This window comes from Streptococcus sp. SN3 (assembly GCF_030439905.1).
In genome coordinates, this window is sequence record NZ_JAQFJF010000005.1 from 1 (window position 1) to 15,622 (window position 15,622).

At 34.1% G+C, this 15,622-nt stretch carries 11 protein-coding genes and 4 pseudogenes; 2 read left to right on the forward strand and 13 right to left on the reverse strand.

The window, feature by feature from the left end; all coding sequences use genetic code 11:
- Nucleotides 1-665 (forward strand): annotated as a pseudogene (locus tag PCY71_RS10060) (hypothetical protein); the annotation flags it as partial.
- Nucleotides 666-747: 82 nt separating this feature from the next.
- Here the strand turns inward: PCY71_RS10060 and PCY71_RS10065 are convergent.
- Nucleotides 748-1,299 (reverse strand): annotated as a pseudogene (locus tag PCY71_RS10065) (transposase); the annotation flags it as partial.
- Nucleotides 1,300-1,641: 342 nt separating this feature from the next.
- Between PCY71_RS10065 and PCY71_RS10070 the strand changes: the two are divergent.
- A pseudogene (locus PCY71_RS10070) lies at nt 1,642-1,828 on the forward strand (IS3 family transposase); the annotation flags it as partial.
- Nucleotides 1,829-1,993: 165 nt separating this feature from the next.
- Here PCY71_RS10070 and PCY71_RS10075 read toward each other — a convergent pair.
- The 12 genes and pseudogenes from PCY71_RS10075 to PCY71_RS10130 all read right to left on the reverse strand — a co-directional run bounded on the left by PCY71_RS10075 (nt 1,994) and on the right by PCY71_RS10130 (nt 15,619).
- Entirely contained in the window at nt 1,994-2,827 is an 834-nt protein-coding gene (locus PCY71_RS10075) for a phosphorylcholine transferase LicD (RefSeq protein ID WP_003071398.1), read from the reverse strand.
- A gap of 19 nt (nt 2,828-2,846) precedes the next feature.
- Nucleotides 2,847-3,686, reverse strand: coding sequence for a glycosyltransferase (locus PCY71_RS10080; RefSeq protein ID WP_003071401.1), 840 nt, complete (start codon nt 3,684-3,686; stop codon nt 2,847-2,849).
- Nucleotides 3,687-3,692: 6 nt separating this feature from the next.
- On the reverse strand, nt 3,693-5,165 hold the full coding sequence (locus tag PCY71_RS10085; RefSeq protein WP_003071404.1) for a flippase: 1,473 nt from the start codon (nt 5,163-5,165) through the stop codon (nt 3,693-3,695).
- The gene (locus PCY71_RS10090; protein ID WP_003071407.1) at nt 5,149-6,453 is read right to left on the reverse strand and encodes a hypothetical protein; all 1,305 of its coding nucleotides are present in this window, start codon (nt 6,451-6,453) and stop codon (nt 5,149-5,151) included. Before PCY71_RS10090 ends, PCY71_RS10085 begins: the two co-directional genes overlap by 17 nt.
- Nucleotides 6,454-6,463: 10 nt before the next feature.
- Entirely contained in the window at nt 6,464-7,600 is a 1,137-nt protein-coding gene (locus PCY71_RS10095; protein ID WP_003071409.1) for a glycosyltransferase, read from the reverse strand.
- Complete coding sequence (gene wecB, locus PCY71_RS10100; RefSeq protein ID WP_003071412.1) at nt 7,600-8,703, reverse strand: non-hydrolyzing UDP-N-acetylglucosamine 2-epimerase; 1,104 nt, start codon at nt 8,701-8,703, stop codon at nt 7,600-7,602. The genes PCY71_RS10095 and wecB overlap by 1 nt, the downstream gene beginning before the upstream one ends.
- Before the next feature lie 38 nt (nt 8,704-8,741).
- Nucleotides 8,742-9,854, reverse strand: coding sequence for a glycosyltransferase (locus PCY71_RS10105; RefSeq protein ID WP_003071415.1), 1,113 nt, complete (start codon nt 9,852-9,854; stop codon nt 8,742-8,744).
- A gap of 30 nt (nt 9,855-9,884) precedes the next feature.
- Complete coding sequence (locus PCY71_RS10110; RefSeq protein WP_003071416.1) at nt 9,885-10,889, reverse strand: Stealth CR1 domain-containing protein; 1,005 nt, start codon at nt 10,887-10,889, stop codon at nt 9,885-9,887.
- 169 nt (nt 10,890-11,058) lie between these two features.
- On the reverse strand, nt 11,059-12,324 hold the full coding sequence (locus tag PCY71_RS10115) for a glycosyltransferase (protein WP_003071418.1): 1,266 nt from the start codon (nt 12,322-12,324) through the stop codon (nt 11,059-11,061).
- Nucleotides 12,321-13,492, reverse strand: a pseudogene (gene cps2T, locus PCY71_RS10120) (beta 1-4 rhamnosyltransferase Cps2T). Before cps2T ends, PCY71_RS10115 begins: the two are co-directional and overlap by 4 nt.
- Nucleotides 13,493-13,528: 36 nt before the next feature.
- Nucleotides 13,529-14,902: a sugar transferase gene (locus PCY71_RS10125; protein WP_301412548.1), complete on the reverse strand. Its 1,374-nt coding sequence runs from the start codon at nt 14,900-14,902 to the stop codon at nt 13,529-13,531.
- A gap of 24 nt (nt 14,903-14,926) precedes the next feature.
- Nucleotides 14,927-15,619 carry a tyrosine-protein kinase gene (locus PCY71_RS10130; RefSeq protein WP_037598432.1) on the reverse strand — a complete coding sequence of 231 codons (693 nt, stop codon included), beginning with the start codon at nt 15,617-15,619 and terminating at the stop codon, nt 14,927-14,929.
- Nucleotides 15,620-15,622: the final 3 nt, after the last annotated feature.

The following is a 15,622-nucleotide window of genomic DNA, read 5'->3' on the forward strand; positions in this document are numbered from 1 at the left end:
AAGATGGAAAAATGGCGAGAAACTCTTGGGTTGACAATGGAAAATACTATGTAGGAGCTGATGGTAAATGGGTGAAAGACGCTCATAAACCTGGCTGGCATAAAGATGCCAAAGGCGATTGGTTCTATTACAAAGCAGATGGCTCTCTAGCGAAAAACCAATGGATTGACAATACCTATTGGGTCGGGCAAGATGGAAAAATGGCGAGAAACTCTTGGGTTGACAATGGAAAATACTATGTAGGAGCTGATGGTAAATGGGTGAAAGACGCTCATAAACCTGGCTGGCATAAAGATGCCAAAGGCGATTGGTTCTACTACAAAGCAGATGGCTCTCTAGCGAAAAACCAATGGATTAACAATACCTATTGGGTTGGTCAAGATGGAAAAATGGCGAGAAACTCTTGGGTTGACAACGGAAAATACTATGTAGGAGCTGATGGTAAATGGGTGAAAGACGCTCATAAACCTGGCTGGCATAAAGATGCCAAAGGCGATTGGTTCTACTACAAAGCTGATGGCACTCTAGCGAAAAACCAATGGATTGACAATACCTATTGGGTCGGGCAAGATGGAAAAATGGCGAGAAACTCTTGGGTTGACAACGGAAAATACTATGTAGGAGCTGACGGTAAATGGGTTCCTAATTATTCTAAAAAGTCTTAATTGAATCATAAATTCGCTTTAAATCATAACCCCCAAGTCGTTAGCTTTAGGCTCTTTATCAACTGTGGTGGGTGAGGAAAAGCTAACATCGAGAAAGGACCATATTGGTCTTTTCTTTTTTAATGTTTAGCATGATGAAAACAGGCTTCTTAAAGTTTAAAAAATTTCTAAAGCCGAACCCCTAACACTTGATATCTTTAATAAGCTTGTTTGTAACTTCAAGTTTGGAGTTCAAATAATCTGATTCTAGTGCGCTTGTGATGTATTGTTTATGCTTAAGAAAAGTTTTAAAAACAATCTGAAAATAAGAATTGATGACAGCTAAGTTGTTATGAATTAGCTCAAAAAACTCAGCCACCCTCTTCTCTTAAAAGTGAAAAAGCAAAAATTGATAGAGATTATAGTAATTGGTGATCTCGTTTGAGAATCCTAGTGTTTTCTTAATAAATTCGTATGGCGACAAGGTTTGACGGGAAGTCCCTGAATAGAAGGTATTGTGTGATAGTTTTCGACTGTCCTTTTGAAAGAGTCGCTAGTAATTCTTTAGGGATCGATAAGACAATGATTTTTTGTCATACTGATTCATGATGGCAATGCATGTCTTCAAGAATGTCCGACCTAGATGCTGGATAATCCAGTTTTTCTTGAATCTCAATGTGAGTATTTTTTTCAAAAACGAATGAAATAGTCATATTAGAGTCTTTAATTCCGATTAATTCTGTGGTATTCTTAATAAGTTTCACGAGCAGCTTTCTAGCGTATTGTGTGGTGCTTTCATTATAATTCTTATGAGACTTTTTATGTGCACTCAAAAAGCTCTATAATCTCTACAGTGGATCTAACCACTATAGAGATTATAGAGCTTAAATATACTTCTTAGCATCACTAAATTTACTTGTTTGACTTACTATTATCACCTGATAACAATCACATGTGGAAGATAAGAATCAAAAAATTAAAACGCACATTCATTGGTAAGCGAAAATGCTCTTCTTACCAAGGTGAGATCGGAAAGAAAGCTGATAATCTAATTGAAAGCTTCAAGCTCCTACGAGCAATATTATACAGATGTCACTGAGTTCTCCACTTCAGCAAGTCATCAAAAGTTATATTTCTCACCAATCTTGGATAGCTTTAACAGTGAAATTCTTGCCTATCATCTGTATGCCTCAGAGTAACCAAAATTGGCAATCCCACAGACAGTTTTATCATAATGTTCTTAGGCAAAAGGGCATTCATTTATCCATGGTTTGAAAGGAGGATAGCACCTCATCTCCTCAGTTGTTTTTAATTTTAATATATAAATGTGAATGAGTAAAAATTAACTATCACATCTTCTTTAAATTCCACTGTAAATTATAAGAATGATGAGAGACTTGTTTTTCTTTAGGAGGCAATATCATATAATTTCCATATTCTGATTTTAAGATATTATCATAATCTTGAGGAACTTGAAATAGTTCACCATTAAATTCAAGAAAGTGACCTACACCAAATTTATCATATCGAAAAATACATTTTTTAGCATCAGAAGTTCCAGTTTCATAAGTAGCAATATAAAGACTTTTGTCAAAATCATATTGACTATTATGCTCTGTCAATTTTTGAATATAATGCCTACTCCCCCTCATTTTAAAAGGAAGATTTTTCAACCATCTTAACAATCCCTTTAGTTTAGACATCGAAGAAGGGGCTAATTTCAAGCGAGATTTTTTCCAATATCTATAAAGCTTAAAGGCTTCATCATAATGTTGCACTGCAATATGATAATCATCTCCAGCACCATCCATCAAAAAGATATCAACATAAACACCTAACGGAACTGGTTCAATAATATCATAATCTTGAACGAGAAGTGTCCGTGTATCAACAATCTTAGGAAGTGGCACTTGAAACCGTTTATCTGTATCAGCAGATATGAGTTTATAATAGGGGTGTTGTTGTTCATTTAAAATTGCTAATAATTTTTTATAATCTTTCCTAGGCATCATAATATCAATGTCATCATCCCAAGGAATAAACCCCTTGTGTCGTACTGCACCAATTAATGTACCATACGCTAGATAATAACGAATTTGATTCTCATCACACACTTTTTTAATAAACTGTAAGATACCAAATTCTAATTCTTGAACCTTAGTTAATGTAAATTGTTCCTGCATTTGTCTTCCTGCTTTTATTTTAATGTAATTTTCTTAAAGTTCTCTTTTGAAAAAATCGTGCAAGAGCCAGCATTAAGCTACTTGACTTTAAATACTTTTTCATAAACAATAATCTACTATGATATAAAATCTCAAGTTGCTTACTTTTTTGACTAATCGATTTATTGATACTAACAGAATGCTCATGCTTATAGTAATCATCCAGAATTAACAATGATTTGTACCCTTTTTCTTTAAATTTAAATCCAAGAGTAGTTTCTTCTCCAAACAAAAACATTTCCTCATCATAACCATCTACTTCTAGAAATTTATCTGCATCATAAAGTAACAAAGCACCTGGAACACAATCAACATACTGCTCAGATTTACTAAAATCCAATACATCATTTGTTGGAAAAAAACGAGCAAGCTTACCTGAATTTAAAATGGCATATTCAAATGAAGTTGGAACTTTCCAAGACAAATCGTGAATTGGCTGATTGTTAATATCGTGTTGAATGGCAGAAATCAAAGCTAACTGAGGTTGTTGCTCCATCGTCCGAACAAATCTTTGAATAAGATCATTAGAAAATACAACATCTGGATTAGATAAAAGAACATATTTAGAATTAAAATGTTCTTTTATATATCTCGTTCCAAAATTATTTCCATAACCATAGCCACCATTTTTATCAGTTTTTATGACTGTAACTTTTTCAGAAACTAAAGACTGTAAATCCGCATAAGAATCGTCTGTCGAGCAATTATCCACTACAACAATATGATTAAATACAGGATAATTTTCGATCTCTGTTACTAATTTTTTCACAATCTTTGCATCATTGTAATTTAAAATCATACATGAACAAGTGTCTATCATCTATTCTCACCTTCTTATAACCATCGCTTTTAAACGCTCTAATGTTTCATTTGCCAACTTTTCTTTGAATAAAAGAAGTGACACTCCATACACTCCCACAAACACGCTGCCATACACTACACACGCAAAGAAAGCTGCCTTGACTAAAATATTATACTTTACCACTAACACTACTCCTGACGTGATAAAGGTAGATAATATTGCAATGAGTAATTCTCTCTTCTCAAAAGTTCGACTGACAATCTCTTTTAATGCTTTTAAATGAACAGATAAAACAGCCAATTCTGCTAATGTCGAGGCAATGGCCGCACCAACTCCTCCCCAAGCAGGAATCATTAAAGAATTTAATCCTAAATTAACAATAACCCCTGCAAGCGCACCAATAACAGTGTATTTCTCTTTCCCAAGAGGGATCAATAATTGCCACGCCGTTACACTGCTTAGTCCTATAAAAATTAATGATGGCATTAAAAACTGTAACATTGGTATCGCAGGAAAATAATCTTTTCCTGCTAACACTAAAATGATTTCTTTCGACAGAATGATAACTAAAAAACACATTGGTATTGCAGAAATGATAATAAATTCAAAAGATTTTCTAATCATATTCTCAAAATGCTCACGTCCCTCATTCTTCAAAGCATATGAAATTTTAGGCAACATGACAGCACCTAAGGCAGTAATTAAACTGACTAAAATATTCTGTATTTTAATAGCTGCCGCATAATAACCAACACTTTCATTCGCCTTAATGAAACCTAGCATAACCTGATCAAGGCTAGTAAAAATAACAGTCGTAGCATTGTATAAAAAGAGTGTTACAATCGGCGCTAAATGAATGAATAACTCATACTTTTGATTTCTTTTAAAGCCCAAATCAACATACTTTGATAATTTCAATGCATTTAAAATATTTGAACCAACTGAAGCAAAAACATTTATTCCTGCATATAAAATATAATCAGATGGCTTATGAACAAACACAAACATTAAAATAATCGAAATGATTTTAAATGAAATATTTCTGATTGTAATGTACTGATACTGCTCAATTGCTTGATAAAACCATTCCACCCCTAGCATATTAAACAGAATTGTTAACGATGTAATAGAAAACAACAACGTTTCACTTGAGAAACGTGGAATAGTTATCACTAAAGCAATAAACACTAAATAAGACAACAAAGTACAGATTGAATTGATAATCAATAATTCTGTGACCACCTTTGACAATCTTGCTCTATCATCCCTAACCTCAGCACATTTGCGAATACCATAAGATGGAATTCCCATTGAAGCAACTAATGAAAAATATCCTACGACTGAACTTGCAAAAGCAATTTTCCCATTTGCAGCACTAAGCAATACTCTAGAAACATACGGAAACGTAATTAAAGGAAAAATGACTCCCGACATTTTGAGAATGATATTCATTAAGAAATTATGTCTTACCGACTTTACTTTAAACTTCTCCCCCATAAGGTCCTTTCATTCCAACTTTGTGTTTTTTATTAGAAAATATACCTGAAACTCTAGCATCTAAAAAACTATAAATCGCTAAATAAACCGGTACATCAAAAATTCTTTGCTTATCAAAAATATTCAACAACAAACATGAGCCAATTAAGTAGATTGTTAAACCAAGAGAATACAACAGATAGTCTTTATTTTCTTGTTTGAAACACTTTATTGTAACTTGAACAGCCTTTATAAATAGAAAAATATGTGTCACTATAGTAAATAGCCCAATCTGCACAAAGGTTCCTAGCATACCTAAGTCATCAAGATAATAAATACTCCACTGATTTCTAGCCATCAAAGTGTTTACCGCATAGTTTCCTTTAAGTAAAAATCCTAAACCAAAATAGGCATTTTTTTGAGCCATAACGGATAAATAATGATCCGCTCCTTGAAATCTAACCGCTGTTGATGCTCCATATTGACCACTAGTTAAGATTTTATCTACAAAGGCTTCTAATAATTGAGAATTAAATATCAACATTCCAAACAGGCATATAAACAAGAGTGTTTTTAACAAAAAACCGCCTTTTGTCTTAGTTTTATAAAAACTGTATATCGCACCGACTGTTAAAACAGAAATAAAAGTCTGAAAGCGAACACGCGTAACAACTAGTAGAAATAAAATCATGAAAGCTAAGAGGCATTTATAAATCAATCCCTTCATTCTGTTATTTAAAGATTGAACTGCAACAAAGACTAAAGTTATCCCATAAAGCATACCGGATTCTATTCTCTGAAAACCATCTCTAATCCATTCTTCATACTGGAATAACAATCTTGAAAAATAAATCTGTCCTCTAAAGTTATACATCACCCAACTAAACATTCTTATGAACAACATAAACAAAACAATCTTTGAAATAAGTGATAAGAATCCCTTTATTGAATTATCAGTATGGAAAATAAATATAATTGGAAAAGCTGCTATAGGCAACAAGTACTCTAGTAAAATACCTTTAACCAGTTGATCCCACGAATAACCATAAGTCATGCGGGAAAAGTACACCATAATAATAATTACCAAAATATATAGGAAAAAATATTGATTTAAAAACTTGAATTCTCTTTTCAATTCAGTATTTTTATCCGATAGTATAGGAATGCAAAGTAAAATCGAAACTAGTATGATAATGATTCTTTGAGCAGAGCTCCCAATTATCTCAATAGGAAAAAGCAGAGGGACTCCTACCATAAAGGCTACAAAGATTACAACAATTGCCTTATATAAAGATGATAGTTTGACCATTGATAAATCCCTACCCCTCTATAATATCTTGAACAATTTTATCCAGATTATCTTTCTCAAAGAACTTCAAGCAATTTTTACTCATTTCATCATGATGTTCGTCAACATACTCAACACATTCTAAAACAGATTCTGGTGTCATATCTTTTGCACACCTACCAATATTGTATCGTTCAAATGGGCGCAATAACCCCAATACATTTGTCCCAATCATTGGGACTCCGAAAGCACTATATTCATAAATTTTATTTGGTGCACAATAAAGGGCATTAAGAACTGGATGTAATTTAGACTGAGTTGGGACATAAGGTGTTAAACCAATATATGCATACTTAATAAGTTCAAGATGAGCAGGAGCAGTATGATAACCAAGGTACTCAATATTGGGATATTGTTGTAATAATTTCTCAATATAGCCTACCCCACTTGGACTTCTACCAATTATATATAGTACAAAATCTTCTGAACCCTCAAGCGCTTTCGCAAAATCTTCAATATTTCTTTCCGGCATAATGACTCCCGAATATAAAAGGATTTTTCGGGTTTCTTTTTCTAATTTTTTCAAAGCTACTAATGTTTCTGCAGGCAACTCCCCACTATTTAATGAATAAGGCTTGTTAGGTAAAATCGTAGGAACTTCTGGTAAAGTCCACCAAGCCTGTTGAATATAGGCACGATCTAAATCAGGAACCACAACCTTATAGGCTTTTTGTGCATATTCAGGCAACCGATGATCTAGTATTTTCATTTTAGTAAAATGCGGAAAACGCTGGATTAGCTCCATTAGTTGCATCACGTGTTTATAGTCCAATACAAGGTCACCTAAAACTTTTACCGAAATATCTGTTGTTGTCCATAGCAAATCAGAAGTTAACATAGAGTCTTTTACAGTCTGCCGAATTTGTTTTATATCAAAAAAAGCTTGAATTATTCTGCTTTTTAACCTTGAACTAGTATTAAAAGGTACTTTTTGATAGTTGAAATATTTACTCTCTTTCATCCATTCAGGGATTCTATCAACATCAATTGTGCTAATAACATCCATTTTAATTCCATTGTGCATTAAGTTCTGAATTAGACTAATTACTGGTGGATACATTAAAAAATCTCCGATATGGACGATTGTTATTTTCTTATGCTCTCTCATTAATCTTCCTTTTCTTTCAACAATATTTTAGCAATTCTCTCACTTGCAAAACCATCACCATATGGATTACTTGCTTCACTCATTTGCTTATAACGATTTTCATCCGACAATAGACTTGAAAATTCTTCATAAATCGTTTCTTCTTCTGTCCCAACAAGTTTCAGAGTCCCTGCCTCCACACCTTCTGGACGCTCTGTCGTATCACGCATAACAAGAACTGGTTTACCGAGAGAAGGTGCTTCTTCTTGAACCCCACCAGAATCTGTTAAAATCATATAAGACCGCTTCATAAAATTATGAAAATCAATAACTTCTAAAGGTTCAATCAACCGAATCCGTTTCTCATCACCAAATATCCTTCTAGCTACTTCACGTACCTTTGGATTTTTATGAATGGGATAAATAACTTTTACATCCTCATGTTCTTGTAACACGCGCTTAACAGCTTTAAACATATGTTCCATAGGAGTTCCGAGGTTTTCCCGTCTATGAGCCGTTAGTAAAATTAATCTATTATCTCCTACCCAATCCAGAATCGGATGGTAGTAGGACTCAGTAATCGTTGTACGCAAAGCATCAATTGCCGTATTCCCTGTTACAAAGATGGTCGACTCTGGCTTTCCCTCACTTAAAAGGTTTTGTTTTGCTTGTTCTGTGGGAGCAAAGTTAAAGTTTGATACAATAGAAACGGCCTGTCGATTAAACTCCTCTGGAAATGGGCTCTGTAAGTTATAAGTTCTTAAACCAGCTTCTACATGTCCAATTGGGATATTAGAATAAAAGGCAGCTAAGGAGGTGGCAAAGGTTGTTGTTGTATCTCCATGAACTAAAACTACATCTGGCTTCTCAGATTCTAATACTGGCTTGATTTTTTCCAAGATCGAGGTAGTTATACTATACAAGGTCTGTTCTTCTTTCATGATTTCTAAATCATAGTCAGGAATCACACCAAAGACATCTAATACCTGTTGAAGCATTTCCCTGTGTTGACCTGTTACACAAACAATCGTTTCAAATTGTTCATGCTTTTTAAGTTCTTTCACGAGCGGACACATTTTTATCCCTTCAGGTCGTGTCCCAAATACCAACATTACTTTTTTCATAAACAACCTCCTAAAATATTATATAACATTAAAGACAATTACAATAAACTGTTATAAATGTTTCTCAAAACATTGGCACTATCCTTAATATCAAATCCCGCTGCTTTCAACTTCCTATAAGGATCCCTTAAATAACGAGTATAATCCATCTTTTCAATTTTTTCAACCCAACTCCAAAGATTGTCCGTAGTATTCAAACGATAGAAGTTAGGATTAACTACTGCCAAATCTGGAATAGATGAACTGACAATACATGACAGGCCTGAAGCTTGAGCTTCAATATTTACAATTCCAAATCCCTCGTATAAAGAGGGAAGAACAAACAAATCCATTGCTTGTAAATATAGCGAGGGATTCTCCTGATTTCCTAACATGAAAACACGTTTATTATCTATCTCATTTGCTAGTAATTGTTCAACAGAACCTCTTTCCTCACCATCACCAATCCACAAAAAAAGATATTTCTCGTCACTCCTCTGAAGTTGCTTGATTAGTTCAACAATAAAGTATGGATTCTTTGAAGTTGTAATTCTGCCAATTGTTCCAATAACGACTTGCCGATCCGAAATGTTCAATGCTTTGCGGACTTGTTCTCTATTTACTTTATTAAACGAAAACTTATCAATATCAATTCCATTCTTGATAATAGTTGCTTTTGAGGAAGACTTATTTCCAAACATGTAATCTGCCGCCTCTATCGAACAAGTAAGCCTATCATCTACAAAGCAATTTATAACTATTCTAGCTATTACTCGTTTAAGCTGACTAACAAAACCTTCTTCAATATTAGGGGAAGTTGAATGAGCGTGTACAATAGTACGAGCACCTGATAATTTCGACAAAATAAAATTTACCAGTGCTTCCGATGCATCATCAGCATTTATATGGATAATGTCAAACTTTTCTGATTTTAAGATTTTCAATATTTTTCTAAACTTACTTAACTTATTACTAGTATCTTCTACATGAATAACTTTCCCTCCATTTTTCTCGATAATTTGGTGAAACTGAGGGTTTTTTAATTCTCCAAGTGCCAAAAAGTCAATCTCATAGTCCGTTATTAAAGGATAAGTTAAATTATAAGCAATCACAGATCTACCACCGGCACCAAAATTTTCACTACCAATTTGTAATACTTTGGGTCTATTCATTAACGCTTCCACCTCATAAATTTATACACATCACTTTTTTTGTTCAAAACTACTCTGTGTATTTAATAATTTATCCATTGCAGCAATAAATTCTTGCATCACTTTTTCTTCATCCTTAATATCATACCCATCATTGATACACATAATTTTGTATTTTCCAGAATTTAACAAGTCCCAAAATTCTGGTCCGGCATTGTCCAAAGAAAAGAGGCCTCCCAACTTAGGATTTCCGATCGCGTATTGACCACTGGCAATTTGCCAATATTTAAAAAGCCAAACATTGGTATCAGACGGACTTCTGAAGCGACTAGCCGATGTTCTTTCCAAGACCTTTTTTTCCTTCTCCCATACCAATTCCATGGTCGACTTTAATAGGGGATAGGGTAAGTGACTCTCCCAGAAACCACAGATAAACTGACTGTTTCTGTATAGTAGTGACTTAACAATATTTTTCAATCCCTGCCTAGGATCAAAGAATTGGCCATTCTTCAAAATTTCATTTCGACTGAAATAGCTAGTGACAATCTCCATGTCATTTATCTGAAAATTCCCCGTTCCATATCGCTCAGGAACAATCGGTGAAAGAGCCGTATTATATTTAGGTAAACCGTCCTCTGAGAAAAAGTCTGTCGGCTCGACTGGAGCCGTTAAATACATATCGTCATTGAAAACCACAAAATGCTCACTTAAACCAGAAATCTTATGAAGATTTGCTTCAATTGCATTAGAAGAAAAAACTGGTAGGTAGTCATTGCATATAATCTCTGTATGATCTATCAGAACCAATTTATCATTATCAATATCTAACCAACTTGGTTTTTGCTGATCCGTAACGAGATAAATCTTGTTTACCCAAGGAGCAAACTTTTCAACTCCTCTAAACCAGTATTTAAAGGTTCCCCATTCTCGGTAAGCTTTGACCGAGTTCATACTGTTTTTAGAAGTATCCACAGCTCCAGAATATTTAGCCTTCTTGGTTTGCCAAATAGGATCTCCACCATCTACCCAAGTAACAACAAAATCTATTTTATTCATAACTAATCTTTTCTATCTATTTTATATAATTCCAAGAAGTTCTTAACATAACTATCCAAAAAAATAATTCTACCTGCCGTATTATAGATGTCTACCAAATTGCAATTGTTTATCCTTAATGACCAAGTGCAAAACAACTGATATTAATTCATCTAATTAGCATTGTTTCTTACATTCTAACTCTTGAATAATATTCTATAACCTCTATTACGTGATCTTTCAAAGTTTTAAGTTTAACTGTCTCACGCTGGACACTATTCAATTTATCAAGTAGGTCTTGTTTGTCATAAAATATATGATTTTGAGAAACTAAGTCTTTTGAACCCACATTTTCACTAACAAATACATTGACACCATAAGATAACGCCTCCATCGTGATGAAACCAAATGTTTCTTTCCATTTACTAGGTACAATAAGAACATCTATATCAGCGTAGATCCTATCGATAGTTTCTTTTGTAAAATAACCATTCTGTTGGATATAGGATGGGCAATCTTCATTTGGAAAATGCCCATATGTTTTAATATCATACTTTTCCAGATCTAAATCATCAACTATATTTAGAAAATCAAAATACCCCTTATATTCCTCATCAGGCCCAATATAAGCTACCACTGTTTTCTCCCGGGAATTAGAAAGAATATTATGCTTACTTATTGAGCTGTTAGAAATGGAAACTATGCTACTATTTTGAGGTGTTATATGATTAGCTTCATAAACTTCCTTAGCTAACTGACTATTGAAAAGGTAAGCATCTATCAATCCAAGCATTGCTTTATAATAAGAGCGTATACCACTATAATCAATAACCTCTGTGACCTCACGAATTACCAAGTTTTTCTTGGATTTTGGATTTTTCCCAAGTATTTTCAGCAATTTCCGAATTGTTGGGTAAAAAGGGACTTGAAAAAGTCGAAGTTTCTTTACACTGAGAGCATTGGAGGACATAATATTCCATGCTAAATTAGTGTTATTGCTACTGTAATCTACTCCGTTAAAATAAAAATGCGGAACTGGCGCCAAACCATAATAATCATGGCTTGTAAATACAGTTTTAATTCCTAATTCTTTTGCAACTTCAAGAAATTCCTTATGTAATCCTATAAGCGAATGAATATGAATTACATCCACCTTAATGCTTTCCAAAAATTTCCTATAAGAAACTTTATCACAGCTCTTCATAAATTTATCTGGTTCTGAAACACCACCAAATAGAGCCAAGGGCAGGCTATTTATTATTTTATAGCATTGAAATTTTCGATTCTCTGCTTTTTTTATTCTAACTTGCCTAAATATAAAAGAGATTTCTCCTGGATATAATGCAATTACTTCATGTCCATCTATAGCTTGCTGAGTCATCAAATCCTCAGCGTACTTGACAAGACCACCTGTACGTGATGGTTGAAAACCTAAAGTATAATGCAAAATTTTCATACAATGAACACTTCCTCATAATCTGACACAATCTTTTCCCACTTAAATGCATCCACAATTCGTTGGCTAGACTTTGCGTCTAATTCCGAAATAGCACCTTCATCAAATCGTTCCACTTCCTCGATTACATGCGCTAGCTCATCTTTTTTCCAGTAAATGGCTCCATCCTCACCAACTTCACGGTTAAAGCCAACATCTAGCAACAAGTTAAGCTTTGTTGAGGCAAGGGCTTCTAAAAGCGATGGGTTGGTCCCACCTACTTCATGACCATGGAAGTAAGCAAAAGCATTCTCTCGGATGTATTTGAGCAATTCTTGGTCATAGACAGTCCCAACAAATTTGACTCTCGGGTCTTTGTCGAAGCCTGTATCCTTGAGCAACTGATCGTAAAACTTATTTTGTTCCACATTTGTAATGAGAACAAAGTCTTTTTTAGAATTAGACTTCATAAATTCACGAATCATGGCTTCATAATTATTTTCAGGGACAAAACGTCCAACTACAAGATAATATTCATTCTCTCGAACATTTTTTTATCATACCAAGAACGCACTTTTTCATCTAAAGACGTTAATTGCGATTTGGTTATATCCGTTCCATACGCAATATAAGTTGTCTTGGGTTGATAACGATTATAGTCTTTGTGAATATATTTTTCAATATTTTTACTATCACAAATTAATAGATCTGCATGTTTCACCATCAATCGCTCAGAGTATTTCCAATATTTACGAACAGGCAAGCTCCACTTAGCTCGTAGCCATTCGTGCCCGTCCGGATTAACCATCAGAGTTCCTCCAAGAGCTTTGATTTTTCTTTTTATACTTGAAATAAACGGACCAATTCGGCAGGCTAAAATATAAAATATCGGTGCTTCGTCCCTGTTTGTTTTTGCTATTTCAATCGCCTTATTTAGAGCAGCAATATCATAAGAAATGGCGCGAGCTGGACCGATGTTTGGAACATCAATATTGAAACAAATTGCTCCATTATGCTCAAAAAAATCTTCTGTAATGCCAGACTTTGCTGAATTTTCCCTCATGCAAGCAACATAATATTGAATATTTTTACTGTTTTGAAATTCTGTTAATTTCTCTACAAAGGTTTCAAATCCACCATATTTAGCTGGAATTCCTTTAGAACCAATAATATAAACTGTTTTTATCATTTTTCTTTCATCAAAAATAGAGAAGAGGAAGTAAGACTACTTCGCTCCGTCTTTCATTAGCACAACTTTAATTGTTTTGAGTAAGATTTTGATGTCTGACCAAATGGTCCAACCGTCAATATAAGCGACATCTAATTTGACAACTTCGTCAAAATTAGTAATACTGCTGCGACCACTAATTTGCCACAAACCAGTGATACCTGGCTTGAAACTCAAACGCCGTTTTTGTTCAGGAGTATAGTGCTCATATTCATCTTTGGTTGGTGGGCGCGTTCCCACAAGACTCATATCTCCTTTAAGAACATTATAAAATTGTGGTAATTCATCCAAGCTTGTTTTTCGAATGAATTTCCCAATTGGAGTAATCCGAGGATCATCATCCATTTTAAACATCCCACCACTCATGGTATTATGTGCCATCAGTTCTTTCTTACGTTCTTCGGCATCTATGTACATAGAGCGGAATTTGTAAAATTTAAAGATCCGACCGTTTTTCCCAACACGTTCCTGAACAAAAATAGCTGGTCCACCATCTTTACGAATCATTGGCACTAAGAAAATCGCTGCAATACCACAAAGCAAAAGTCCAAAGAAAGAACCAATAATATCTAAAATTCGTTTGGCAACAATATGACTATAATTGTAGAAATTTGTTGAGAAAGTGACTACGCTAAAACCAGCAATCTCTTGAAGCCTCTTCTCACCAATTTGAAAATCTAAGGCGTTAATATTCACATTAACTGTGATTCCCATATTCTCAAACTGAATAACCAAATCCTCAATGGAATAGTAATCACTTGGCAAACTAATAAAAACTTCATCAACAACGGAACGAGTCGCAAATTCAATGAGACGTTCTCGCGGAACAACATCAAAGTTGGGATGCTGATAATAGGAATTATCAAATACAGAGACAGCAGCGATGCAATCATTAAATGAGCAAGTTTGCGTTAGCTGCTGCAAAATTCTATCCAAGCGGCTTGAAACAGTAATGACTAGTACTTTCTTACTACTTTTTAGTTTCGGATGCACTCGCAGATAATATTGTTTAATCAACAAATTGATACAATAAATACAAACAGCATTTAAAAGAATAAAAAGAATAAGATCTTTCCGAGTTAGTAAAAAGCTACCTTTTGACATAAATGAAAAGAAAGTAATCATAACAGTATATAAGGCACTGTATTTTATCGTTTCTGTAAACTCAATCAAATAACCGCGTTTGAAAAAGTGGTAACCATAATTACTGATATAAAAAGCAACGATATGCAGCAATACTAGTATGATGATGTCTTTACTTGTTAGTTTTGAATTCAAGACTAAATTCATAATTGTAGAAATAGTGACAACAGAAAGTAGTTGTGTCAATACAATCTCTATTTTTTGAAATTCTTTTCTATTTTCAAACATCCCTACTCCTAAATTTACTGAACTTTATTTCTTGCCATAGTTCCCATAGTCTCCATAATTACCATAAGAACCGTACTTTTCTAACTGTGTATCATACTTATTTAAAATAACTCCCAAGAATGGAGTGCCTGTTTGCTCTAGTTGCTCCTTAGCTTTTTGTAAAGCTTTACGTTTTACATTTCCTGATTCAACCACTAACGCACTAGCATCACATTTTTGAGCAATGATGGCTGCATCAATCACAATTCCAATAGGAGGAGTATCGATGATAATATAATCATAATGATTTCGTAAAATATCAATCATCATCCCAAAGTTCTTACTTTGAAGAAGTGCAGTTGGGTTGGGCGAAATCTGCCCTGCTTCAATCACAAATAAATTTTCAACATTTGTATCACATAAACCGTTTGATAAATCAGCTGCACCAGCTAAATAATCTGTCAAACCTGTAATTTTGTCACGTGTTTTAAAAACTCCCGACATGACTGAATTACGAATATCTGCATCAATCAGCAAAGTGTTATAGCCTGATCGTGCAAAAGCAATAGCTAGATTAGTAGAAGTTGTTGACTTCCCTTCACCAGACTGTACAGAAGTAACAGCAATAACTTTAATATTTTCTCCACTAAGCTGAATGTTGGTTCTTAAAGCGTTGTAATATTCTTCTGACTTTTTGAGAGCTTTCTCTTTATTTTTAGCTAATTCTAATCTTGGCATCAT